The organism is Citrobacter sp. Awk 4 (assembly GCF_028069725.1).
Taxonomy (GTDB): domain Bacteria; phylum Pseudomonadota; class Gammaproteobacteria; order Enterobacterales; family Enterobacteriaceae; genus Citrobacter_D.
Genome location: NZ_JANEWG010000021.1, coordinates 1 through 24,418 on the forward strand (window position 1 = coordinate 1; position 24,418 = coordinate 24,418).

Below are 24,418 nucleotides of genomic sequence, written 5' to 3' on the forward strand. Positions count from 1 at the left end.
CTTTTCCACCCCGCCTTCATCGCCCCCTTTTGTTTCACAATTTGCTGACATACTATCGAATGGTATGGGCAACCTGTGAACGCATAAGGAGAATAATATGGAGAATCAGGGTAAAGGTCTGACACCCGAACAGGCGCTGGAGCGCCTTAATGAATTATATGATCGCTCAGTAAATGCACTACGGGAAGCCATCTCTCACTATATTGAAAACGGCACGCTACCCGATGCCGCCGCAAGAAATAATGGGCTTTTCGTCTACCCCTCACTCTCAGTAAGCTGGGACGGTACCGCCACTAATCCCCCCAAAACGCGCGCTTTTGGGCGTTTTACCCATGCGGGATGCTACACCACTACCGTAACACGCCCCGAACTGTTTCGCGCTTACCTGCTTGAACAGCTCACGCTTGTCTATCAGGACTACGGCGCACATATCTGTGTCGAACCATCGCACCATGAGATCCCCTATCCTTATGTTATTGACGGTTCCGCATTGACGCTTGATCGCTCAATGAGCGCCGGACTCACGCGCCATTTCCCGACAACAGAACTGGCGCAGATTGGTGATGAAACGGCTGATGGTATTTATCATCCGGTAGAGTTTTCGCCTCTGTCGCATTTTGATGCCCGCCGCGTCGATTTTTCGCTGGCACGGCTGCGCCACTATACTGGTACGCCGGTTGAACATTTTCAGCCCTTTGTGTTGTTTACTAACTACACCCGTTACGTGGATGAATTTGTGCGTTGGGGATGCAGCCAAATACTGGATCCGGACAGCCCTTACATCGCCCTGTCTTGTGCAGGAGGGATCTGGATCACCGCAGAAACCGAAGCGCCGGAAGAAGCTATTTCCGATTTGGCCTGGAAAAAGCATCAAATGCCTGCCTGGCATCTGATCACCGCTGACGGTCAGGGCATTACGCTGGTGAACATCGGTGTCGGCCCTTCTAATGCCAAAACGATTTGCGACCATCTGGCCGTCCTGCGCCCGGATGTCTGGCTGATGATCGGCCACTGTGGCGGATTACGTGAAAGTCAGTCCATTGGTGATTACGTACTGGCTCACGCCTATTTGCGCGACGATCACGTGCTGGATGCCGTACTGCCGCCCGATATCCCCATCCCCAGCATTGCCGAAGTACAGCGCGCGCTCTATGACGCTACCAAACAGGTCAGTGGTATGCCGGGCGAAGAGGTTAAACAACGCCTGCGCACCGGAACCGTAGTCACCACAGATGACCGAAACTGGGAATTGCGTTATTCGGCCTCAGCATTGCGCTTTAACCTCAGTCGCGCCGTGGCGATTGATATGGAAAGCGCCACCATTGCTGCGCAGGGCTATCGTTTCCGCGTTCCTTACGGCACGCTGCTGTGTGTTTCCGATAAGCCATTGCACGGCGAAATTAAGCTACCGGGCCAGGCTAACCGTTTTTATGAGGGTGCAATTTCCGAGCACCTGCAGATTGGTATCCGGGCGATCGACCTGCTGCGCGCAGAAGGTGATCGTCTGCATTCCCGTAAATTACGTACGTTCAACGAACCGCCGTTCCGTTAAGACCAGAAGGTATCTATGCAAAATTCAACACCCCTTTCCGCTCTGCGCAACTTACTGATAACGCAAGGGCTGGATGGCATGATTGTCCCGCGCGCCGACGCCCATCAGAGCGAAGATTGTACGCCGCATGACAATAAACTGGCCTGGTTGACCGGGTTTAGCGGCTCCGCTGGACTGGCGCTGGTGCTCCGCGACCGGGCGCTAATCTTCGTCGACGGGCGATACCAGGTGCAGGTGCGCGCTGAAGTCGATCTCAACGATTTTGAGATTCATCATTTGCATGACGAACCACTGGCAGACTATCTGCAGGCGCATGTCCCGTCTGGGGCGCGTATCGCATTCGAGCCTCTATTGATGGCTAACAGCCAGTTCGAAGCACTCTCGACGACGCACTGCGAACTGGTCGCCTTAGAGAGCGATCCTTTCGACACCGTATGGCATGACCGTCCCGCACCACCTTGCGGACTGATAAGGGAAATGCCGATTGAAATCAGCGGAGAAAGCAGCGCGCAAAAACGCACGCGGATTATCGACGCGATGTCAAAACACCAGGCGGATATTCTCGCTATCACCTTGCCGGACAACATTGCCTGGCTGCTGAATGTCCGCGGCTCAGACCTGAATATGGTGCCGGTGCCTTTCTCTTTTGCTCTGTTGCACCGCACGGGTGAGCTGGAGTGGTTCGTCGATAGCCGAAAAACCACATCACTACCGGATGCATTGCTGGAGACGTTGACGCTCTCAGCACAGAGCGATTTCCTGTCTCGCTGCCAACAACTTGCCCCCGGAAAACGCGTTCTGGTCGATAAAGATTACGCGCCGGTTGCGCTACGTTTTGCCATTGAACAGCACGGCGGCGAAGTCATTTGGTCGCCCGATCCCATTACCTTTATCAAAGCGCATAAAAACGAAACAGAGCTGGCAGGTTACCGGGAATGCCACCAGCAGGATGGTGCCGCCTGGGTTAACTTTTTGGCATGGCTGGCACATGAGGTTCCCCTGCGCGAAGCGGCGGGCAATCCCGTGACCGAACTGGAGGCCCAGGCAAAACAGCTGTTCTACCGTCAACAGCAACCGGGGTTTATTGAACAAAGTTTTGGCACGATTTCGGCCTCCGCAAGCAACGCCGCCATGTGCCATTATCACTCAAGTGAACAAACCAATACGCCGATCACATCGCAAGCGATGTACCTGAACGATTCCGGCGGTCAGTATCACAATGGAACCACCGATACCACCCGTACGATGGCGTTTGGTCCTCAGAATGCGCAGCGGAAGCTACATTACACAGCTGTACTGAAGGGTTTCCTGTCACTGATCACCCTGCAGTTCCCCAGCGAAACTCAGGGCCACCAGCTTGATGCGTTTGCCCGCAGGGCGCTTTGGGAACTCGGCCTCGATTACGATCATGGCACCGGTCACGGCGTCGGTCATCAGTTGTTGATCCACGAGCAGCCCCACCGCCTGGCTAAAAAAGTGAATCCGTGGCCGCTGGTTGCAGGCAATATCATGACCATTGAGCCGGGTTATTACCTCGCCGGGCAGTATGGTATCCGTATTGAAAATCAGGTTGAAATCGTAGAAAGTCGCCCTGGATTCTGCAAGTTTTCCACGCTGACACTGGTACCCATCGATTTGAATCTTGTGGAATTACATCTGCTGAGTGATGCTGAAAAACAATGGATCGATGACTACCATCTGCAGGTCAGAGAGACCTTGTCTGGGCGGGTGGACAGCGAAGCGCGTCCGTGGCTATTTGCTGCAACGGCCCCCATTCGGGTACAGGCAAATTAAGCCTGCCGAAGAAAGCAAAGTACCCACAGGCGCAATACCGATCCGTTAACGATCCGTTAACCGCGCCTTTATCTGCGGCTCGATGACGGCTTCCATAACAGGGAGCCGTTTTTTTTATGCCGCTTCTTGATGTCCTGCTCGACCTCTGTAATACCCCTTTAGCCCTATTCTTCCCAGGAATATCATGTTCTGAGAGCCAGCCTGATTTGTGACGGGCGCTCCATTCCCCCTTTTAAACCAGATTGTTCCCCCGGAAATAAGGCAGAACGCACAGATATAAAGGTATTTTGGAATGTCCTTTCCAGGACTATTACACCCGAAACACGGGTAATGATTGTCACGGATGCAGGCTTTCAGAATACCGGTTTTCGCTCTATGAAATATCTGGGATGGGATTTTGCCGGGTGGCTCAGGGGGAATACTCAGTTTCAGTTAAAGGAAATTTACTTTGCCACGACAGCCGGGATAAACAGTTATTCTCTGGCAACAAAACGGAAAGTCAGGTGCTGATTTATGATCGTAAGACGAAAATCACGCCGACACTGGATCTGCCGATGGTCGCAACGAACTGAAAAAAATGATGTTCGAGGGGGTTAATCTTCTGATTGAAGCGCGCTGATCGAGCTGAAATATACCAATAGAATATACCAACAGCCCAAAACAACAAGGGGTTACCTTTCGGTAACCCCTTGTTTAATTTGGCGGAAGCGTAGAGATTCGAACTCTAGAACCCTTTCGGGTCGCCGGTTTTCAAGACCGGTGCCTTCAACCGCTCGGCCACGCTTCCAATGAGGCGCACTATAAACATCCCGAACTGACCTGTAAAGCACCAAAGCGTTCGTTTGCCTGAAAAACAGTCAAAATGCTGTTAATAGCCTGAAATAACAGCAGATTGACCATTTATTCAGCACATAAAGCATCAATGCTTTTTGATGTACATATCTTTGCTGTAGTAATTTCCCAGGCTGTCGGAGACAAATCCGCCCACCCACGGTTTCACCAGGTGGGTGCGAACGTAGTGATAAACTGGAATTGCCGGTACATCTTGCCCAAGCAAGTCCTCAGCCTGCTGGTAATACTTGCCTCGCTCCGCGACCGTTGCTGCTTTCGCAGCGTTCCGTAACGCCTCGTCATACGCAGGATTACTGTACTTGCTCGTGTTCTCACTGTCGCCAGTACGGTATGTATTCAGGAAACTTGCCGCATCATCGTAATCCGCGATCCATGCATAACGAACCGCATCAAAATTACCGGTATGCATGGTATCGAGCATCGTTTTCCATTCCTGATTCTGTAATTTCGCCTCTACGCCGAGGTTCTTCTTCCACATCGAACTCGCCGCAATGGCAATACGTTGGTGCGTTTCCGAGGTGTTATAAAGCAAATTGAACGAAAGCGGATGTTCCGGGCCAAATCCCGCTTCGGCTAACAGTTTTTTCGCCTCTGCGATGCGTTTGTCCCGTGGCCAGGAAGCATAATCAGGAGCACGCAGTGTCACGCCGCCAATATCAGGCTGGCTAATAACCCAGGCTTCGCGCTGCCCCTGCCCCATGACTTTCTGCGCGATAATGTCCTTATCCAGCGCCATATTCAGCGCACGGCGAACTCGCGGATCATTGAACGGCGCGCGGGTGGTATTGAACTGATAGTAATAGGTTGACAGTTGGGGGGCGACACGTAGCTCTTCGCCCATGGTTTTTTTCAATTGCGCGAACTGGTTTACCGGCACGGTATAAACAATATCTATCTCCCCTGCTTTGTAGCGATTAACGTCCGCCGCTTCAGAGCTGATGGGCAGCCAGGTGACTTTATTGATAACCGTATGCTTATCATCCCAGTAGTGAGGGTTACGCTCCGTCACGATCCGTTCGTTCACCACCCATTGCGAAAGCGTGTATGCTCCGCTGCTGACGAAATGTTCGGGTTTTGTCCATTTATCACCAAAACGGCCAATCAGGACTTTATCCAGCGGCACCAGAGAGGGATGGGCCAGCATTGCGAGAAAGGCAGCGGTTGGCTGCGTTAGGGTGATTTCCAGGGTTCTGTCATTGACAGCTTTGACCCCCAACGTATCAGGCGCCTTGTTGCCTTGCGCAATCTCTGCGGCATTCAGAACATGCATATTCCCCAGATAGGTCGCATACGGAGAGGCCGTTTTGGGTGAAACTAAACGCTGCCAGCTCCAGACGATATCCTGCGCCGTGATAGCCGAGCCATCTGACCAGGTGATCCCAGGGCGTAAATGGAACGTCCAGACCGTATTGGCTTTATTTTCCCATGAAACGGCAAGTCGCGGTTCAATCGCCCCTTCCGGAGTGACGGCAACCAGTCCATCGAACATATCGCTGATTAAACCAAACTCGACATTGCTTTCCACTTTATGCGGGTCCAGCGATGCCGGTTCGCTACCGTTGTTTCTGACCAGTTCCTGATTTTCTGCCAATACCGTTCCAGCGGGAACATTCGCCGCCCATGCTGCACTGGTTATCGGCATCAGACTGACGGCTAACAGCGTAAACGTAAACACCCTCGGGTTGAGTTGAACCATTCCCTTACCTTATTGATATGTTGATGAGGACATCACCACTCATAATGGGCGTCATGTTATAAAGCAATAATTTTCAGTCACCTATACGACGCCGATCGCTCTGAAACGTATAATTGGTGTGTTAAACTGGTTTGCCTGATTTTTCTGAAATAAAATGCTTATCCTGTGGAAGATCAAATGCGTAAAGATGGGTAAAACCGCTGTGTCCTCGCCAGCGATTTCTTTATCCTCCATCATTAATTACATCTGTCATAAGAGAGTGACTCATGGATCGTATAATTACTTCATCGCGCGACCGTACATCGCTACTCAGCACTCACAAAGTGCTGAGAAACACCTATTTTCTGCTGAGTCTGACGCTGGCGTTTTCAGCGATCACCGCCACGGCAAGCACCGTATTAATGCTGCCGTCTCCGGGTTTGATCCTGACGCTGGTGGGTATGTATGGCCTGATGTTCCTGACCTATAAAACAGCGAACAAACCGACCGGCATCCTCGCGGCTTTCGCATTTACTGGCTTCCTGGGCTACATTCTCGGCCCGATGCTTAATGCCTATCTGTCCGCAGGTATGGGTGATGTTATCGCGATGGCGTTGGGTGGTACTGCGCTGGTCTTTTTCTGCTGCTCTGCCTACGTTCTGACCACGCGCAAAGACATGTCTTTCCTCGGCGGTATGCTGATGGCAGGTGTGGTTGTCGTACTGATTGGTATGGTGGCGAACATCTTCCTGCAACTGCCTGCACTGCATCTTGCTATTAGCGCAGTGTTTATTCTGATCTCTTCCGGCGCCATCCTGTTTGAGACCAGCAACATTATCCGTGGTGGTGAGACCAACTACATCCGTGCGACGGTCAGCCTGTACGTCTCGCTCTACAACATCTTTGTCAGCCTGCTGAGCATTCTGGGTTTCGCCAGCCGCGACTAAGCGACAAAATGTGTCATCCGGCCCCGCTTATGCGGGGCTTTGTTTTTTGGTAAACTGACGACCGTTTTACTCACGCTGTGAAGAATTATGTTGATCTTTGAAGGGAAAGAAATCGATACCGATAGCGAAGGCTATCTGAAAGAGACGGCGCAATGGAGCGAGCCTCTGGCGGTGGTTATTGCACAAAACGAAGGTATAACCCTCTCGGCGGAACACTGGGAAGTGGTACGCTTTGTCCGTGATTTTTACCTGGAATTTAATACCTCGCCCGCGATCCGTATGCTGGTAAAAGCCATGGCCAATAAGCTGGGTGAAGAGAAAGGCAACAGTCGCTACCTGTATCGTCTGTTCCCGAAAGGACCGGCTAAACAGGCCACCAAAATTGCAGGCCTGCCCAAGCCGGTGAAGTGTATTTAGTAGCGAATACTAAAGCCCTTTAACTCGTCGCCAGGGCGATGTGGTTCACTGAGAACCCGGTCAACCCTGGCGCTTCGGGGCCCCCCATCCTTCAGCCACTTAAGCAATTTTTCAACCTGTTCCGCTTCGCCGCAGGCCACCACTTCGACGCTACCGTCATCCAAATTTTTCGCGTACCCGGTTAATCCCAGCCGTTGCGCTTCATGTTGTGTGCTATAGCGAAAACCAACACCCTGAACGCGCCCATGCACCCAGGCGATTATGCAGATTTTTGACATTGCTGTGCTCCTTATCATCGCGGGGCGCGTTGCAAATCCTCGCAAAACTCAGGACAATGGCGCCCATTTCTTTGATTCGACAGAATAGTAAATTATGAGTGTACGTTTAGTGTTAGCCAAAGGGCGCGAAAAATCTTTACTTCGCCGCCATCCGTGGGTCTTTTCCGGTGCGGTTGCTCGCATGGAAGGCAAAGCCAACCTCGGTGAAACCATCGATATTGTTGACCATCAGGGCAAATGGTTAGCACGCGGCGCGTATTCGCCTGCGTCGCAGATTCGTGCACGCGTCTGGACGTTCGATAAAACGGAATCCATCGACATCGCCTTCTTCACCCGTCGTCTGCAGCAGGCACAGCAGTGGCGTGAGTGGCTGGCGAAGAAAGACGGGCTGGACAGCTATCGGCTGATTGCCGGTGAGTCTGATGGTCTGCCCGGCGTGACCATCGACCGTTTCGGCAACTTCCTTGTGCTGCAGCTGTTGAGCGCCGGTGCGGAATATCAGCGTGCCGCCTTGATAAGCGCACTGCAGACACTGTATCCCGAATGCGCCATTTATGACCGCAGCGATGTTGCGGTGCGTAAAAAAGAAGGCATGGAGCTAACCCAGGGACCTGTGACAGGTGAATTGCCTCCTGCCCTGCTTCCCATTGAAGAACACGGCATGAAGTTGCTGGTGGATATTCAGGGCGGACATAAAACCGGTTACTACCTTGATCAACGCGACAGCCGCCTGGCGACCCGTCGCTACGTAGAAAACCAACGCGTCCTGAACTGCTTCTCCTATACAGGGGGGTTCGCAGTATCGGCGTTGATGGGCGGATGTCGCCAGGTCGTGAGTGTCGACACTTCTCAGGAAGCGCTGGACATTGCGAAGCAAAACGTTGAACTGAACAAGCTGGATCTCAGCAAAGCCGAATTTGTGCGTGATGATGTTTTCAAACTGCTGCGCACCTACCGCGATCGTGGCGAGAAATTTGACGTGATCGTGATGGATCCGCCGAAATTTGTCGAAAATAAAAGTCAGTTGATGGGCGCATGCCGCGGCTATAAAGACATCAATATGCTGGCAATCCAGCTGCTGAACCCTGGCGGCGTGTTGCTGACATTCTCCTGTTCCGGGTTGATGACAACCGATTTATTTCAGAAAATCATCGCCGATGCCGCAATAGATGCTGGTCGTGATATACAATTTATAGAGCAGTTCCGTCAGGCTGCCGATCATCCGGTGATCGCTACCTACCCGGAAGGGCTGTATCTGAAAGGGTTTGCCTGTCGCGTCATGTAACTTGAAAAGTGGAATTTTACCCTCAAATAGAGAGTAATAATTTCCCGGGAGGTGACTATGATTGCCAGCAAATTCGGTATTGGCCAGCAGGTCCGCCATTCCCTATTAGGTTATCTCGGAGTGGTCGTGGATATCGACCCGGTATATTCGCTCGAGGAACCGTCACCTGATGAGCTGGCGGTTAACGACGAACTTCGCGCTGCTCCCTGGTATCACGTGGTGATGGAAGACGATAATGGTCAGCCTGTACATACTTATCTGGCTGAAGCGCAGTTGAGTAGCGAAACACAGGACGAACATCCTGAGCAGCCTTCAATGGATGAACTGGCGCGCACGATTCGTAAACAACTCCAGGCGCCACGCCTTCGCAATTGATTTTAGTCCGTGCCCGATGGCGCTTCGCTTATCGGGCCTACGCGTCTTATCCGGCCATGAACGGTAGGCCGGATAAGCAACGCGCCATCCGGCAACCGAACAGACTTACTTTGCCAGTCCCAGACGTGGGATCTCAATCGCCGGACAGCGATCCATCACAACGGCCAGACCCGCATTTCGCGCCAGTACCGCAGCTTGCTCATTAATCACGCCCAACTGCATCCACAGCGTTTTCGCGCCGATAGCAATCGCCTCCTGTGCGACGCCCCACGCAGCTTCTGAATTACGAAAAACATCTACCATATCGACGTGTTCCGGAACATCAGCCAGAGTCGCGTAGCCTTTCTGCCCTAACAGCGTCGTCCCGGCCACCTTTGGTGAAACAGGAATCACATGATAGCCCTGGTCGAGCAGATATTTCATCACGCGATAGCTCGGGCGATCGGGTTTATCACTCGCCCCCACCAGCGCAATAGTACGGGTGGACGTCAAAATGCCAGCAATGTCGGTCTCTTTCATCATCTTTCTCCAGGCTGTTTTGCAAAGTGTACGACAAACCCGACATCCCAACCATTCGCCCCATACGAATGTATGAGAGCAAAAGTTAAAAATATGTCTATATGTTAGTAAAGATGATTACCGTAAAATTTTGATACATTATTCATTATGCGGTCTTTGACCAGGAGAATCCTATGAAAGCCGGCATTGTGACAACCTTCATTGTATTGATTTTGCCGGCCACCGTTTTCGCCACCACCTTACGTCTCTCCAGTGATGTAGATCTTCTTGTTTTAGATGGCAAAAAAGTCTCCAGTTCGTTGTTACGGGGGGCCGACAGCCTTGAACTGGATAACGGTCCGCATCAGCTGGTTTTTCGTGTGGAGAAGACTATTCGCCTCTCCAGCCATGAAGAGCGACTCTATATCTCACCGCCGTTGGTGGTGAGCTTCGATACTCAACTCATCAGCCAGGTCAATTTTCATCTCCCACGGCTGGAGAACGAGCGTGAAACAGCGCATTTTGATGCCACGCCACGCCTTGAACTACTGGATGGCGACGCTATGCCAATCCCGGTAAAGCTTGATATTCTGGCCATCACATCGACGGCCAAAGTCATTGATTATGAACTTGAAACCGAACGCTATAATAAAGCGTCTAAACACGCCTCGTTGCCGCAGTTTGCAACGATGATGGCCGATGACAGTACTCTGCTTTCGGGGATCTCGGAGCTGGATGCCATTCCGCCACAATCTCAGACGCTCACCGAGCAACGACTCAAATACTGGTTTAAACAAGCCGACCCGCAAACCCGAAATAACTTCCTGAAGTGGGCAGAAAAACAGCCTTCTTCATAACGTTTTGGCATCAGTACGCTTTTTTTACGTCTTTCTCTTGCAGCGTCAATAGCTTCCAGTACTCTGTAGCAAGGTTAACTACGGAATTGAACTATGGAACTGACGACTCGCACGTTGCCGGCGCGCAAACATATTGCGCTGGTTGCCCACGATCACTGCAAACAGATGTTGATGAACTGGGTTGAACGCCACCAGCCATTACTGGAAAAGCACGAACTTTACGCTACCGGAACAACAGGAAACTTAATTCAACGCGCGACAGGTATGGACGTGAACGCCATGCTGAGCGGCCCGATGGGCGGCGACCAGCAAGTTGGCGCACTGATCTCTGAAGGGAAAATTGATGTCCTGATTTTCTTTTGGGATCCGCTCAATGCGGTGCCGCACGATCCGGATGTCAAAGCGCTGCTGCGTCTGGCAACCGTGTGGAATATCCCGGTTGCCACCAACGTTTCTACCGCCGATTTTATTATCCAGTCGCCGAATTTCAGCGATGCGGTGGAGATTTTGATCCCGGATTACGACCGCTACCTGGCCGAGCGCCTCAAGTCATAAGTCTACAGGCGGCGCTTGCCGCCTGTTTCTCAAGGTTTCCTCGCTACCGGCACATCCAGGTGCTTCAGATCGTCGACAAAACAAGACGGACTTTCTTTGCTAAATAACACCCACACACGATGCCGGGCACGTGTCAATGCCACATACAGCAATCTCCGCTCTTCTGCATTCGGGAAATCTTCCACCTGCGGCAGCAAAGCCTCTTCCATGATCGACTCGCGCGCCGGCGCCGGAAAACCATCGCTTCCCTCCTGCAATCCGACGATAATCGCATAGTCTGCCTGCTGGCCTTTACTGGCATGAATGGTCATGAAATCCAGCTGTAGTTTTGGCCAGCGCGTCGCAGCCTTTTCCAGACAGGCGGGTTTCAAATGATGGTAGCGCGCCAGCACCAGAATACGCTCATCCTCTTTTGCATAACCAGAAAGCTTATCCAGCAAAGCATCCAGCTGACTTTCTTCCAGCAACGTGACCGCCTTTTTATCTCCTGCCGTCAGACTGTTGAGCGGTTTTGCGAGTTGGTGCGGATTCTGTTGGATAAATCGGTTAGCAATTTCACCGATCCGGCTGTTGAAGCGATATGTAGTATCGAGATCACAGCGATCACCCTCGCCAAACGTTTGATGAAACGCCGTCGTGAGCGAAAGCTGCGCCCCACTGAAACGATAAATGGCCTGCCAGTCATCCCCTACAGCAAACAATGTGCTATGTGGGTTTTGCCGGCGCAACGCGGCCAGCAATGCCGCACGTTGCGGGGAGATATCCTGAAATTCGTCAACCAGAATATGCTTCCACGGGCTGATAAAGCGCCCTTTTTCAAGGCAAACAATCGCCTGATGAATAAGCCCGGAGAAATCGACAGCATCTTCCTCCTTCAGCGCGCTTTTCCATGCTTTCAGTAACGGCGCCATCAATTTGATGCGTTTACCGAACAGGTCGCGGATCTCTTCCGGCGCGCTGGCGATCATCTCGGCCTGTGTGCCGCCATGCATCCGCATCAGACTCACCCAACGATCCAGTCGTGGTGCCAGTCGACGTCGCAGCTTTTCATCATCCCAGAAATTGCCTTCCGGCACGCTCCACTGCATTTCGTCTTCCAGCCATTGCCGCCAGCCTTTTGCCTGTGCCTTTTTCTCACTGCACTGCTGTCGCCATGCAGAAATAAAAAGCTGATGTCTCGCGTCAGTGTCGTTTTCAAGTTTACTGATCGTGGGGACTTTTTTGCTCCCTTGCTGGATGATATGCAGAGCAAGCGCATGGAACGTTCGCGCGGCGATCTCTTCAGTATGCAACCGCTCGCGAATACGTTCGTCCATCTCTTCGGCAGCTTTACGGCCAAAAGCCAACAGCAGGATTTGTTCAGCCGCTGCCTCTCCTCGGGTCAAAAGCCAACCTGCACGAGCGACCAACACCGACGTTTTGCCACTGCCAGCACCGGCAAGAACCAGCAGCGAATGCTCACCGTTTACAACCGCTCTGGCCTGTGCGGGATTCAATGGCGACGATTCTATCTGTTCAAAAAACGCCGCATATTTTGTCAGCATGACATCGGTATAAGCCTGATTATGCGCCAGCCGACAACCTTCGATATCTTTTAGCCATGCCAGGCACTTACGCCATGCATCACGACAATTTTCAAAGGATTCCAGCCGGTTGACAGGCAACGGCAGCGCCGCAAACGCGTGACGAATTTGCTGCTGAATTCCTGACGTTTGCTCACGGGTCAACCATGTGTTTTCCCCCGTTCTCTGCGCAATAAGGTCTAATTGCTCCTGCAACACCCGCGCAGCGACTTCGCTCATCTCCTGGCTCCAGCGTTGCCAGTGCGTTTCCAGGTGATGGTGAAACCGTTGTGTTTCGCTCCATTCTGTACCGTGCAAACGCACCACTTTATCATCCGGGAGGACGAACTCCAGTTCTCCCCAGACCAGGCCGCGCTTGCAATGGATCGCCAGTAACTGATTGAATGGAATAAGGTATTCATGGCGATCGCCAGAGACTTTGATACCGGCATTAAGAATAACAGCCCGATCGTAAGGGTGTTGCGCCAGACGTTTTCCAAGAGAAGTTGCTTTCAGTTCCATGACTCAGTGGATCCACACGAGAGGTTTACTTCTCAGTGTAACCGCCAGAGAAAACGTGCTCCAGCCCAAAAAAACGTTACAATTGCCTGGAATCATAGAAAACCAGATTTGACCGAGGCTTTATGCGTACCGTTCTGAATATCCTAAATTTTGTGTTGGGGGGTTTTGCGACCACCCTGGCCTGGTTACTGGCGACGCTCGTCAGTATCGTTCTGATTTTTACATTACCTCTGACGCGTTCGTGCTGGGAGATAACCAAACTCTCTCTGTTTCCTTACGGCAACGAAGCGATTCATGTGGATGAACTCAATCCAGCGGGTAAAAATGCGCTGATGAACACGGGCGGTACATTACTCAATGTATTCTGGCTAATTCTGTTCGGCTGGTGGTTATGCCTGATGCATATTGCTGCCGGTATTACCCAATGCATTACGATAATCGGGATCCCTGTCGGCATTGCGAACTTCAAAATTGCCGCCATTGCACTCTGGCCGGTTGGCCGCCGTGTGGTCACTGTTGAAACCGCTCAGGCCGCGCGCGAAGCGAATGCGCGTCGCCGTTTTGAATAATCAGGACTGATGGCCTTTATGTTGAGTCCCCTGCTTAGGCGGTACACCTGGAACAGTACCTGGTTATATTATGTGCGCATTTTTATCGCACTGTGCGGCACTACGGCCCTGCCCTGGTGGCTGGGTGATGTCAAACTGACCATCCCGCTAACGCTGGGTATGGTGGCCGCGGCGTTGACCGATCTGGATGATCGCCTTGCTGGACGCCTGCGCAATTTGATTATCACACTGATCTGTTTTTTCATCGCCTCCGCCTCCGTGGAATTATTGTTTCCATGGCCCTGGCTTTTCGCCATAGGCCTGACGTTATCGACCAGCGGATTTATTTTGCTCGGCGGCCTCGGGCAGCGCTACGCGACCATTGCTTTTGGCGCATTGCTGATCGCCATCTACACCATGCTTGGCGCATCGCTGTACGAGCAGTGGTACCAACAGCCATTGCTCCTGTTGGCAGGGGCTGTATGGTATAACCTGCTTACGCTGACCGGGCATCTGTTGTTCCCTATCCGCCCACTGCAAGATAATCTGGCGCGCAGCTATGAGCAGCTCGCGCATTATCTGGAATTAAAATCCCGATTATATGATCCGGATATTGAAGATGAGAGCCAGGCGCCTTTATACGATTTAGCACTGGCCAACGGGCAACTGATGGCAACGCTGAACCAGACAAAAATTTCCCTGCTCACTCGTCTGCGTGGCGACCGTGGGCAGCGTGGTACGCGCCGGACGCTACACTACTATTTTGTTGCGCAGGATATTCATGAACGAGCCAGCTCGTCGCATATCCAGTATCAAACGCTACGCGATCATTTCCGTCACAGCGACGTGATGTTCCGCTTTCAGCGTTTGATGTCGATGCAAGGGCAGGCCTGTATGCATCTGTCGCGCTGTATTTTACTGCGCACGCCCTATCAACATGATCCGCATTTTGAACGTGCATTCACGCACCTTGACGCGGCGCTCGAACGCATGCGTGCCGGAGGCGCTTCAGCAGACTTACTGAAAACGCTGGGCTTTTTACTCGCAAATTTACGCGCAATAGATGCACAACTCGCCACGATCGAGTCTGAGCAGGCGCAGGCGGCGCCCCGCAATGAATCAGAGAATCAGCTGGCGGACGATAGTCCGCACGGATTCAGCGATACCTGGTTACGGTTGAGCCGCAATTTCACGCCAGAGTCCGCCCTGTTTCGTCACGCAGTAAGAATGTCGTTAGTGCTCTGCCTGGGCTATACCTTGATCCAAATTACCGGAATGGATCACGGTTACTGGATCCTGCTTACCAGTCTGTTCGTGTGTCAGCCAAACTATAATGCTACCCGACATCGTCTGGCGTTGAGGATTATCGGCACGTTGGTGGGTGTCGCCATTGGTTTGCCGATATTGTGGTTCGTTCCCTCCCTTGAAGGGCAATTGATCCTGCTGGTGATTACAGGCGTGCTGTTTTTCGCGTTTCGCAATGTGCAGTATGCCCATGCCACGATGTTCATTACCTTACTGGTATTGCTGTGCTTTAACTTGCTGGGAGAAGGTTTTGAGGTCGCTCTGCCGCGCGTCATTGATACGCTCATTGGCTGCGCCATCGCGTGGGCTGCCGTCAGCTTTATCTGGCCAGACTGGCGTTTTCGCAACCTTCCGCGTGTTCTGGAACGCGCAACAGATGCAAACTGCCGCTATCTGGATGCGATCCTCGAACAATATCACCAGGGACGTGATAATCGACTTACCTACCGTATTGCCCGCCGGGATGCACACAATCGCGATGCTGAGCTGGCATCAGTGGTGTCAAATATGTCGAGCGAGCCCGATGTCACCGCAGAAACCCGTGAGGCGGCGTTTCGGTTACTCTGCCTCAATCATACTTTTACCAGCTATATTTCTGCGCTAGGTGCTCACCGTGAACAGTTAACCAATCAGGAGGTTCTGACCCTGCTGGACGATGCGGTATGTTACGTTGATGATGCACTTCATCATCAACCCGCAGACGAACAACGGGTACATCAGGCGCTGGAGGGGCTAAAACAGCGGATTCAGCATCTGGAACCTCTCCCGGACAGCAAAGAACCGCTTGTCGTACAGCAGATTGGCCTGCTGATCGCGCTGCTCCCTGAGATCGGGCGTCTGCAACGACAAATTACGCAATTGCCGTCGAATACCCCTGTTATGTCGTAAGTGACTGAACCCAGTCTGCAAGCTCCTGGCGGCGTGTCGCCGGGAGCGCGGCTTCATGAACCCCGAGAATCGCCCCCTCCAGAGAATAGAGAACTTTCACCGTCAGAGACTTATTTAGATGACGAAGCCTCAGCCAGCTCATTTTCGCCCCCAGATTCCGTAATGTGCTCTCATCTTTAATCCCTGCCTCGTTCAGGAGGATCTCCAGATGAAAGGTCATATTGGGTAAATCCTTCAAACGATGTTGTGAAAAACGGGTATGTTTTTCCTTTACTGCCGCATCCAGTGAATACTGTGATAAACGTACCAGTTGTTGCTGGTCACACCACAGGCTTTCATCCACCCGATAATAATGGAGCATAACCTGACGTCCGCGCTTCATAAATGTCAGCCAGACAGGCGGGTGTTTCACACAATACTGTGCGCTTTGCTCACAGGCACGAAGGTATAGTTCACCATTAGCGACCATCGCAAAGACAGTATCCCCAATACTCAAACTGTAACTGCCAAACAACGAGCGATAGCCAATCGTGCCCAGTGAAGCCAGGTATTCTTGAGATTTATAGATTCGACTATAAGAAAGTGTTCTCATAAAAATCCTTTTAAATCATAAACTAAATGAATAATTTGCAGTAGCAGCTCCGTTAATGACGAAAATAGGCAACTTATTCTCAAGGGGCAAGATGAATTTTGTTTTTACAGCGACAATGAATAAAAATTGCGAGTCTGTTTCCGAAAATAAGGTTGATCTTTGCTGGTTACAGGGTTACTGTACATCCATACAGTAACTCACAGGGCTGGATTGATTATGTACACATCAGGTTATGCAAATCGTTCTTCGGCGCTCTCTTCCACTTCCGGTCGAATTGCGCGAGTCTCTTCGGAGAATGCTACCGCAGGGCTTATCAGTGAAGTGGTCTATCGCGAAGACCAGCCCATGATGACCCAATTACTCCTTTTACCCCTTCTGCAACAATTGGGGCAGCAATCGCGCTGGCAACTCTGGCTGACGCCACAGCAAAAACTCAGCCGGGAATGGGTGCAGTCAGCAGGACTTCCCCTCACTAAGGTGATGCAAATAAACCAGCTTTCGCCGTGCCATACTTTAGAATCAATGATTCGGGCATTGCGCACAGGCAATTACAGTGTCGTGATCGGTTGGTTGTCGGACGAATTGACAGAAGAAGAGCATGCGCAACTGGTAAAAGCTGCCGATGAGGGGAATGCAATGGGATTTATTATGCGTCCGGTACGAGCCCACTCCTTAGCCCCGAGACAGCAATCCGGACTAAAAATTCACTCTAATTTGTATCATTAAGTAAAATTAGGATTAATCCTGGATTTTTTTTTCATGCTTTGCCGATGAATTGAAGCCTAAGGCTTTTTTGGTGCGAACGCTTGCCAGAAGCGGTTTCAGCGAATTTTGCTGCTCAATTTCTCATCTCTAAATGTTAAATAATGTGTATACAAGCCTTTTTTTTTCATATGCCTGACGGAGTTCACACTTGTAAGTTTTCCACTACGTTGTAGACTTTACATCGCCAGGGGTGTTCGGCCTAAGCCGCAGATTCGGTAGAGTAACTATTGAGCAGGTCCCCCGGTGAAGGATTTAACCGTGTTATCTCGTTGGAGATATTCATGGCATATTTTGGATGATAACGAGGCGCAAAAAATGAAAAAGACAGCTATCGCGATTGCAGTGGCACTGGCTGGTTTCGCTACCGTAGCGCAGGCCGCTCCGAAAGATAACACCTGGTATACCGGTGCTAAACTGGGCTGGTCTCAGTTCCATGACATTGGCAACAACCAAATCAACAACAACGGTTCAACTGAAGAAAGCCAGCTGGGCGCAGGCGCGTTCGGTGGTTATCAGGTTAACCCGTACGTTGGTTTCGAAATGGGTTATGACTGGTTAGGTCGTATGCCGTACAAAGGCAACACTCAGACCGGCGCTTTCAAAGCTCAGGGCGTTCAGCTGACCGCTAAACTGGGTTACCCAATCACTGACGATCTGGACATCTATACTCGTCTGGGTGGTATGGTTTGGCGTGCAGACGCTAAAAACAACACTGGCTTCAAAGACCACGACACTGGCGTATCCCCAGTATTCGCAGGTGGTGTTGAGTACGCAATTACTCCTGAAATCGCTACCCGTCTGGAATACCAGTGGACCAACAACATCGGTGACGCTAACACCGTTGGTGGTCGTCCGGACAACGGCCTGCTGAGCGTAGGTGTTTCTTACCGTTTCGGCCAGGGCGAACCAGCTCCGGTTGTAGCTCCGGCTCCGGCTCCGGCTCCAGAAGTACAGACCAAACACTTCACTCTGAAGTCTGACGTTCTGTTCAACTTCAACAAAGCAACTCTGAAACCAGAAGGCCAGCAGGCTCTGGATCAGATGTACAGCCAGCTGAGCAACCTGGATCCGAAAGACGGTTCCGTTGTTGTTCTGGGCTTCACTGACCGCATCGGTTCTGACGCTTACAACCAGGGTCTGTCCGAGAAACGTGCTCAGTCCGTTGTTGATTACCTGATCTCCAAAGGTATTCCTTCTGACAAAATCTCTGCACGTGGCATGGGCGAATCCAACCCGGTTACTGGCAACACCTGTGACAACGTGAAAGCTCGCGCTGCACTGATCGACTGCCTGGCTCCGGATCGTCGTGTTGAGATCGAAGTTAAAGGTATCAAAGACGTTGTAACTCAGCCTCAGGCTTAAGTTTCCGTCTAATAAAAAACCCCGCTTTGCGGGGTTTTTTTTCGCCATGCGACTGTATTCAGAACACCCTGTCAGGGTCACACACTATTCTTTACCCAATAAGGCCTGCAGATCCTGCTTCAGCGTAGACATCTTACTGGCGTACTTCTCTTTATGTTCCGCATCTTCAATCAACTGTACTATCGTCTCTGAAAGCGTTTTACCGCGGCGCTGCGCAAGACCAGCCAGACGTTGCCAGACGATAAATTCTAAATCGATTGATTTCTTACGCGTATGCTGATGTTCAGCATTGAAGTGTCGTTTGCGTCGCGCCCGTATCGTCTGTTTCATACGATTTAACAGCGCAGGATTCATATGCTCTTCAATCCAGGTATTAACCCGAACCGGTTCATTCTCGAGGGTTAGCAACAAATCGACGGCCTCTTTGGCAGCGCTGGCCTCCACGTAACGGGTAATCAACTCCCCTTCACGGTGCTTTTTCACCAGATACTTCCACTTCCAGCCGCTTTCAAGATTTTCAAGTTGTTGATATTTCATTGCGATCTCAATGTTACCGTGTAACTCTTATCAGAATATCAGCTTTTCAAGCTTCTGAAGAAAAGAATATCCAGCCTGTGAACTGTCGCGCGTCATACTGCGTGTTTCCGTTCGCTTTCCACGTGTGCAGTGTTGCCTGTTACGGTATAATCGCATTTTTTACAACAGACTAAAAAACCTCAACTTTGACCATTACGAAACTTGCATGGCGTGATCTGGTTCCTGATACCGACAGTTATCAGGCGATATTTGCACAGCCACACTTTACTGACGAAAACGATACCTTACTCAGTGATACTCAGCCGCGATTGCAATTTGGTCTGGAGCAACTGCTCCAGCCACGTGCTTCGTCATCTTTTATGCTGGCAAAGGCCCCGGAAGAGCTTGAGTATATCAATCTCCTGGCCAGTGCCGTCCGAACGCTGCACACCGACGCCGGTAAGTTGACCGGCGGTCATTACGAGATTTCAGGTCATCACATTCGTTTTCGCGAAGCGGAAAAAGCAGAAGACAATTTTGCGACGTTAACTCAGGTGGTCAGTGCCGACTGGGTTGAAGCCGAACAACTGTTTGGCTGCCTGCGTCAGTTTAACGGAGAAATTACCCTGCAACCCGGCCTGGTGCATCAGGCTAATGGCGGCATTCTGGTTATTTCTCTGCGCACGCTTCTGGCCCAGCCTTTGTTATGGATGCGCCTGAAGGCCATCGTGAGCCGCGAAAAGTTTGACTGGGTCGCATTCGATGAGTCTCGTCCTTTGCCTGTTTCCGTGCCCTCTATGCCGCTCAAAATGAAAGTGGTGCTGGTGGGTGACCGAGAATCATTAGCGGACTTCCAGGAAATGGAGCCGGAACTTGCAGAGCAGGCTATCTATAGCGAATTTGAAGACAATCTGCAGATAGTGGATGAAGAGTCCATGACGCAGTGGTGTCAGTGGGTGACCCAAGTCTCCAGAAGCAATAATCTGCCCTATCCCGGCCCTGATGGGTGGCAGGTTCTGATTCGTGAAGCAGTACGCTATACCGGCGAGCAGGATACATTGCCGCTCTGTCCTCTATGGATTGCCCGTCAGTTCAAAGAAGTTGCCCCGCTATGTGATGGGGAGACCTGTAATGCAGAACAACTTAGTCTGATGCTCGCTCAGCGCGAATGGCGCGAAGGTTTCCTTGCAGAGCGAATGCAGGATGAAATCCTCCAGGAACAGATCCTGATCGAAACTGAAGGTGAACGCATTGGCCAAATCAACGCGCTCTCGGTGATTGAGTTTCCTGGCCACCCTCGCGCATTTGGCGAACCGTCACGTATTAGCTGCGTGGTGCATATTGGCGATGGTGAATTCACTGATATTGAGCGAAAAGCGGAACTTGGCGGGAATATCCATGCCAAAGGAATGATGATCATGCAGGCCTTCCTGATGTCTGAGCTACAGCTTGAGCAGCAGATCCCATTCTCCGCCTCACTGACCTTCGAACAGTCCTACAGCGAAGTTGATGGCGACAGTGCATCAATGGCTGAATTATGCGCGTTGATCAGTGCGCTGGCTGATGTTCCGGTTAATCAGAGTATTGCCATTACCGGTTCTGTTGATCAATTCGGTCGGGCGCAACCGGTCGGCGGTTTAAACGAGAAAATTGAAGGCTTCTTTACGATTTGTCAGCAGCGAGAATTATCAGGCAAGCAAGGCGTGATTATTCCCGCGGCCAATGTCAGACATCTTAGTCTACAACCTGCGCTGCTACAGGCTGTTGAAGAAGAGAAATTCAGTATCTGGGCGGTGGATGACGTCACAGACGCTCTGCCGCTTCTGTTAAATCTGGTGTGGGACGGTGAAGGTCAGACAACGCTGATGCAAACTATCCAGGAGCGTATTGCGGCAGCAACGCAACTGGAAGGTCGTCATCGTTTTCCCTGGCCGCTGCGTTGGCTGAATTGGTTTGTTCCGAACTGATCGGACTTGTTCAGCGTACACGTGTTAGCTATCCTGCGTGCTTCAATAAAATAAGGCTTACAGAGAACATGGTAGATAAACGCGAATCCTATACAAAAGAAGACCTTCTTGCCTCTGGTCGCGGTGAACTGTTTGGCGCTAAAGGCCCACAACTGCCAGCACCAAGCATGTTGATGATGGACCGTGTCGTCAAGATGACTGAAACCGGTGGTAACTTTGACAAAGGTTATGTCGAAGCTGAACTGGATATCAATCCGGATCTTTGGTTCTTCGGATGTCACTTTATCGGCGATCCGGTCATGCCGGGTTGTTTAGGTCTGGACGCAATGTGGCAGCTGGTTGGATTTTATCTCGGCTGGTTGGGTGGCGAAGGTAAAGGCCGCGCTCTGGGCGTAGGCGAAGTGAAATTTACCGGTCAGGTTCTGCCGACCGCGAAAAAAGTCACCTACCGTATCCACTTCAAGCGTATTGTTAACCGTCGCCTGATCATGGGCCTGGCGGATGGTGAAGTTCTGGTCGACGGCCGTTTGATCTACACCGCTAATGACCTGAAAGTGGGCCTGTTCCAGGACACTTCCGCGTTCTAATCCTGACATTTTACAGCCAGAAATTTTTGCTGGCTGGATGATAAAAGGCGAAACCTCCGCAATGCGGAGGTTTCTTTTTTCTAAAGAGACAGAATCAGGCCATTACTACCCTGTCCGCCATGGCTTCTCGCCAGCCTCCCAGCCAGTATGACCTCTGATTCAGCGTCTGATAGGGACACATTTCTTTTGAGCGTCCGGCAATGCCGGCCTGATATCCACGTTGATGTGCCCGTTCCAGGCGATCTCGTTTTTGTCTCTTCATGCCTCGTTTCCCTCATCTTTTATCTGGTGGAAAAGAAAACAGTGATTACGAAGTGTGCAATCACACTAAAACGAATACCGCGAAACATTGGTTCCGTCAATGCGCAAAATTCACGCCAGTGTCATATTTGTGAGCTACCCGCTAATTCATTTGTACAAGAAATGTGAGCCAGAACAGCTATTTTTGCAGAATATAAATGAAAAAAAACCGCCTCAGGGGTTAGCCTGAGGCGGTTTAATTTACAATTGTTTAAACTTTAAGGAAGGCGTTTTATCTCCTGGGCGATAGACGCGGCCTCCTGACTCCATGCCGTCGCCAGCACTTTGACCATCTCATCATAGCCATCCTGCTGCTGCACCGCCTCAAGATGGAATGGACGTTTAATCAGCTGCCCCTGGTGGTTCAGAAGCCACTCTCCACTCACGATAACCTTACCATCATAGCGACCGTGGAATCCGGTCACCGTGACATTTAGCGTGTCCTGAGTGCTCCCCAGCGGCTGAGAGGCGACAACCCAGCCCGGAAGCTGGGTATTCAGACTGGCCACCAGCGTATTACGCAACTGCTGATCCAGCGGACTGGCCCAGAGGTTGTTGTTCGCAATCACGTACTTCACATCGCTGGTCTGATAGACCACGCCGTTACCTGCCAGGTAATCAGGTACCGAAACCTGTTCCACCCACAGCAGACGGTTTCCCTGATTCGCGCTACTTTGCACGCCCCCCTGCGCAATGGGCAGTTGGTAATAGCTTTTACTTTCTCCACCGGAGCTGCATGCCGTCAGCCAGACCGACATCATCACCACTAGCCACTTTTTCATTGTTTCGCCCTCTTCGGCTCTGGATCTTTCTTGTCCTTCGCTTCGAACACCAGCGCATTGCTCTTATCGTTGAGCGTTTTCAGAACCGGCTGCAGTTCACGGAGTACCTGATCAAGACGCTGCATATCCGCCACCATCTTGTTATACGCGGCAGAACCAGGCTGGAAGCCCTGCATGCTGCGATTCAGTTCGCGTAGCGTATTTTGCATATCCGCTGGAAGCTGCTGCATCGACTCACTGGACGTAATCTTGTTCATGTTGTCCAGCGTGGTTTGCAGATGCTTCATCGTACGCTGGCTTTCAGTAAGCGTATTTGTCGCCTGCTCAATCATCGGATTCAACGGCAGATTGTTGATTTTATCCAACGCTTCCATCAGTCGTTGCTGGATCTGCGCCAGACCGCCGCTCACTGTTGGGATGATCTGATAGCCGCTAAACTCACGGATGCCCTTAAGCGGTGGTTCCTTCGGATAGAAATCGAGGTCGACATACAGTGCGCCGGTCACCAGGTTCCCCGTTTTTAACGATGCGCGTAAGCCACGGTTCAACAACTCCTGCAGATGCGCGCCCACATCCGTATTTTCGCCTAACTGCGCTTTCAGACGCTCAGGTTCGATACGGATCAGTACCGGAATACGGAAGTCATTGTTAAATACCTGACGCATATTTGGCACAAAGAACGGCACTTTGCTGACTGTTCCCAGACGAATGCCACGGAATTCCAGCGGCGCGCCAGGTTGTAATCCACGAACCGAATCTTTAAAGAACACCAGATAGTCAATATGGTCGGTAAACAACGAATCCTGAATGCTCTTCTGATCGTCATAGAGAACAAACGCTGACTTTTCCGCGACCGGTTGGCCCTGATCAAGCCCTTCCGGGACGTCAAAACTGACACCGCCGCCAAACAAGGTGGTCAGCGAGCCCATCTCTACCCGCATCCCCGCAGAGGTGAGATCGACCGCGATACCGCTGTCTTTCCAGAAACGCACATTACTGGTGACCAGACGGTCATTCGGCGCATTAATAAAGAGCTGATAACTCATGCTGCGTTTTTGCGCATCAAACGTGCTGGCTTCAACTGAGCCGACACGATAACCGCGGAACAGCACCGGATCGCCCGGACTTAGCTGCCCGGCTTTTTTGCTGTCCAGGATCACGCGGATCCCTTTCGCATCCGGCGGTGCCAGCGGCGGTGAGTCCAACAGATCGTATTTATTGAGTTGGCTACCTTTATTACCTGGCTGCAGTTCGATATAGGCACCAGACAGCAGCGTACCTAAGCCGCTGATCCCTTCGCGCCCTACCTGCGGCTTAACGACCCAGAAGACAGAATCTTTATGCAGCAACTTTTCCATACCGGAATTGAGGCGTGCTTTGATTTCTACATGGGTTAAGTCATCGGTCAGCGTCGCGCTTTCGACCACGCCGACATCCACACTACGGCTCTTTATGGTGGTTTTACCGCCCTCAATGCCTTCCGCATTGGTGGTAATCAGGGTGACTTCTGGCCCCTGATGACTGTAGTGGTAAAACAGAACCCATGCCCCAATAAGCGCAGTGACGATGGGGAATATCCACACGGGAGACCAGTTCTTTACCTTCTGCACTTTGGCTTCCCCACTTTTAGATTCCAT

At 51.4% G+C, this 24,418-nt stretch carries 23 protein-coding genes, 1 tRNA gene and 1 pseudogene; 15 read left to right on the forward strand and 10 right to left on the reverse strand.

What is annotated here, in order from left to right:
* Positions 1–97 precede the first annotated feature (97 nt).
* From NNO04_RS10805 to NNO04_RS10815, 3 genes and pseudogenes are all read left to right on the forward strand, one after another.
* On the forward strand, positions 98–1,552 hold the full coding sequence (locus tag NNO04_RS10805) for an AMP nucleosidase (RefSeq protein WP_271444659.1): 1,455 nt from the start codon (positions 98–100) through the stop codon (positions 1,550–1,552).
* Positions 1,553–1,567: 15 nt separating this feature from the next.
* Entirely contained in the window at positions 1,568–3,346 is a 1,779-nt protein-coding gene (locus tag NNO04_RS10810) for an aminopeptidase P family protein (protein ID WP_271444660.1), read from the forward strand.
* 458 nt (positions 3,347–3,804) lie between these two features.
* A pseudogene (locus tag NNO04_RS10815) lies at positions 3,805–3,918 on the forward strand (integrase); the annotation flags it as partial.
* 127 nt (positions 3,919–4,045) lie between these two features.
* Here the strand turns inward: NNO04_RS10815 and NNO04_RS10820 are convergent.
* Together NNO04_RS10820 and NNO04_RS10825 are read right to left on the reverse strand one after the other, a co-directional pair.
* Positions 4,046–4,133, reverse strand: a tRNA-Ser gene (locus tag NNO04_RS10820).
* Positions 4,134–4,265: 132 nt separating this feature from the next.
* Entirely contained in the window at positions 4,266–5,894 is a 1,629-nt protein-coding gene (locus tag NNO04_RS10825; RefSeq protein WP_271444661.1) for an ABC transporter substrate-binding protein, read from the reverse strand.
* 266 nt (positions 5,895–6,160) lie between these two features.
* Between NNO04_RS10825 and yccA the strand changes: the two genes are divergently transcribed.
* Both yccA and tusE read left to right on the forward strand, forming a co-directional pair.
* Positions 6,161–6,820, forward strand: coding sequence for an FtsH protease modulator YccA (gene yccA / locus NNO04_RS10830; protein WP_162383894.1), 660 nt, complete (start codon positions 6,161–6,163; stop codon positions 6,818–6,820).
* A gap of 87 nt (positions 6,821–6,907) precedes the next feature.
* Entirely contained in the window at positions 6,908–7,237 is a 330-nt protein-coding gene (gene tusE / locus NNO04_RS10835; protein ID WP_162382777.1) for a sulfurtransferase TusE, read from the forward strand.
* Here tusE and yccX read toward each other — a convergent pair.
* Complete coding sequence (yccX, locus tag NNO04_RS10840; RefSeq protein ID WP_271444662.1) at positions 7,234–7,515, reverse strand: acylphosphatase; 282 nt, start codon at positions 7,513–7,515, stop codon at positions 7,234–7,236. The two genes, tusE and yccX, sit on opposite strands and share 4 nt — an antisense overlap.
* 94 nt (positions 7,516–7,609) lie before the next feature.
* On the opposite strand from yccX, the gene rlmI reads away from it, so the two are divergent.
* Positions 7,610–8,800 carry a 23S rRNA (cytosine(1962)-C(5))-methyltransferase RlmI gene (gene rlmI, locus NNO04_RS10845; RefSeq protein WP_271444663.1) on the forward strand — a complete coding sequence of 397 codons (1,191 nt, stop codon included), beginning with the start codon at positions 7,610–7,612 and terminating at the stop codon, positions 8,798–8,800.
* 57 nt (positions 8,801–8,857) lie between these two features.
* The gene (gene hspQ / locus NNO04_RS10850; protein ID WP_162382774.1) at positions 8,858–9,175 is read left to right on the forward strand and encodes a heat shock protein HspQ; all 318 of its coding nucleotides are present in this window, start codon (positions 8,858–8,860) and stop codon (positions 9,173–9,175) included.
* A 105-nt stretch (positions 9,176–9,280) separates the two neighbouring features.
* Here the strand turns inward: hspQ and NNO04_RS10855 are convergent, their stop codons facing one another.
* A complete protein-coding gene (locus NNO04_RS10855; protein ID WP_271444707.1) occupies positions 9,281–9,694 on the reverse strand; it encodes a CoA-binding protein in 414 nt (137 codons plus the stop codon).
* A 173-nt stretch (positions 9,695–9,867) separates the two neighbouring features.
* On the opposite strand from NNO04_RS10855, the gene csgI reads away from it, so the two are divergent.
* Both csgI and mgsA read left to right on the forward strand, forming a co-directional pair.
* A complete protein-coding gene (csgI, locus tag NNO04_RS10860) occupies positions 9,868–10,530 on the forward strand; it encodes a curli synthesis inhibitor (RefSeq protein WP_271444664.1) in 663 nt (220 codons plus the stop codon).
* 93 nt (positions 10,531–10,623) lie between these two features.
* Complete coding sequence (gene mgsA / locus NNO04_RS10865; RefSeq protein WP_271444665.1) at positions 10,624–11,085, forward strand: methylglyoxal synthase; 462 nt, start codon at positions 10,624–10,626, stop codon at positions 11,083–11,085.
* Between the two features lie 29 nt (positions 11,086–11,114).
* Here mgsA and helD read toward each other — a convergent pair whose 3' ends face one another.
* Entirely contained in the window at positions 11,115–13,169 is a 2,055-nt protein-coding gene (gene helD / locus NNO04_RS10870; RefSeq protein WP_271444666.1) for a DNA helicase IV, read from the reverse strand.
* Between the two features lie 122 nt (positions 13,170–13,291).
* Here helD and NNO04_RS10875 point away from each other — a divergent pair, with 122 nt between their 5' ends.
* The gene (locus NNO04_RS10875) at positions 13,292–13,738 is read left to right on the forward strand and encodes a YccF domain-containing protein (RefSeq protein WP_271444667.1); all 447 of its coding nucleotides are present in this window, start codon (positions 13,292–13,294) and stop codon (positions 13,736–13,738) included.
* Between the two features lie 18 nt (positions 13,739–13,756).
* Entirely contained in the window at positions 13,757–15,910 is a 2,154-nt protein-coding gene (gene yccS, locus NNO04_RS10880) for a YccS family putative transporter (RefSeq protein WP_271444668.1), read from the forward strand.
* Here yccS and NNO04_RS10885 read toward each other — a convergent pair.
* Entirely contained in the window at positions 15,900–16,502 is a 603-nt protein-coding gene (locus tag NNO04_RS10885; RefSeq protein WP_271444669.1) for a TfoX/Sxy family DNA transformation protein, read from the reverse strand. The genes yccS and NNO04_RS10885 overlap by 11 nt on opposite strands.
* A gap of 216 nt (positions 16,503–16,718) precedes the next feature.
* On the opposite strand from NNO04_RS10885, the gene sulA reads away from it, so the two are divergent.
* Together sulA and ompA are read left to right on the forward strand one after the other, a co-directional pair.
* The gene (gene sulA, locus NNO04_RS10890) at positions 16,719–17,228 is read left to right on the forward strand and encodes an SOS-induced cell division inhibitor SulA (protein WP_271444670.1); all 510 of its coding nucleotides are present in this window, start codon (positions 16,719–16,721) and stop codon (positions 17,226–17,228) included.
* A 354-nt stretch (positions 17,229–17,582) separates the two neighbouring features.
* The gene (ompA, locus tag NNO04_RS10895; RefSeq protein ID WP_192611803.1) at positions 17,583–18,629 is read left to right on the forward strand and encodes a porin OmpA; all 1,047 of its coding nucleotides are present in this window, start codon (positions 17,583–17,585) and stop codon (positions 18,627–18,629) included.
* A gap of 84 nt (positions 18,630–18,713) precedes the next feature.
* Here ompA and matP read toward each other — a convergent pair whose 3' ends face one another.
* Positions 18,714–19,166: a macrodomain Ter protein MatP gene (gene matP / locus NNO04_RS10900; protein ID WP_162380029.1), complete on the reverse strand. Its 453-nt coding sequence runs from the start codon at positions 19,164–19,166 to the stop codon at positions 18,714–18,716.
* A gap of 185 nt (positions 19,167–19,351) precedes the next feature.
* On the opposite strand from matP, the gene NNO04_RS10905 reads away from it, so the two are divergent.
* Together NNO04_RS10905 and fabA are read left to right on the forward strand one after the other, a co-directional pair.
* Positions 19,352–21,112 carry a Lon protease family protein gene (locus NNO04_RS10905; protein ID WP_271444671.1) on the forward strand — a complete coding sequence of 587 codons (1,761 nt, stop codon included), beginning with the start codon at positions 19,352–19,354 and terminating at the stop codon, positions 21,110–21,112.
* 68 nt (positions 21,113–21,180) lie between these two features.
* The gene (fabA, locus tag NNO04_RS10910) at positions 21,181–21,699 is read left to right on the forward strand and encodes a bifunctional 3-hydroxydecanoyl-ACP dehydratase/trans-2-decenoyl-ACP isomerase (RefSeq protein ID WP_010429339.1); all 519 of its coding nucleotides are present in this window, start codon (positions 21,181–21,183) and stop codon (positions 21,697–21,699) included.
* Positions 21,700–21,793: 94 nt separating this feature from the next.
* On the opposite strand, the gene rmf is transcribed toward fabA, so the two are convergent.
* From rmf to pqiB, 3 genes are all read right to left on the reverse strand, one after another.
* Entirely contained in the window at positions 21,794–21,961 is a 168-nt protein-coding gene (gene rmf / locus NNO04_RS10915; protein WP_042320000.1) for a ribosome modulation factor, read from the reverse strand.
* Between the two features lie 256 nt (positions 21,962–22,217).
* On the reverse strand, positions 22,218–22,781 hold the full coding sequence (gene pqiC / locus NNO04_RS10920) for a membrane integrity-associated transporter subunit PqiC (RefSeq protein WP_271444672.1): 564 nt from the start codon (positions 22,779–22,781) through the stop codon (positions 22,218–22,220).
* Entirely contained in the window at positions 22,778–24,418 is a 1,641-nt protein-coding gene (gene pqiB, locus NNO04_RS10925) for an intermembrane transport protein PqiB (protein WP_271444673.1), read from the reverse strand. Before pqiB ends, pqiC begins: the two co-directional genes overlap by 4 nt.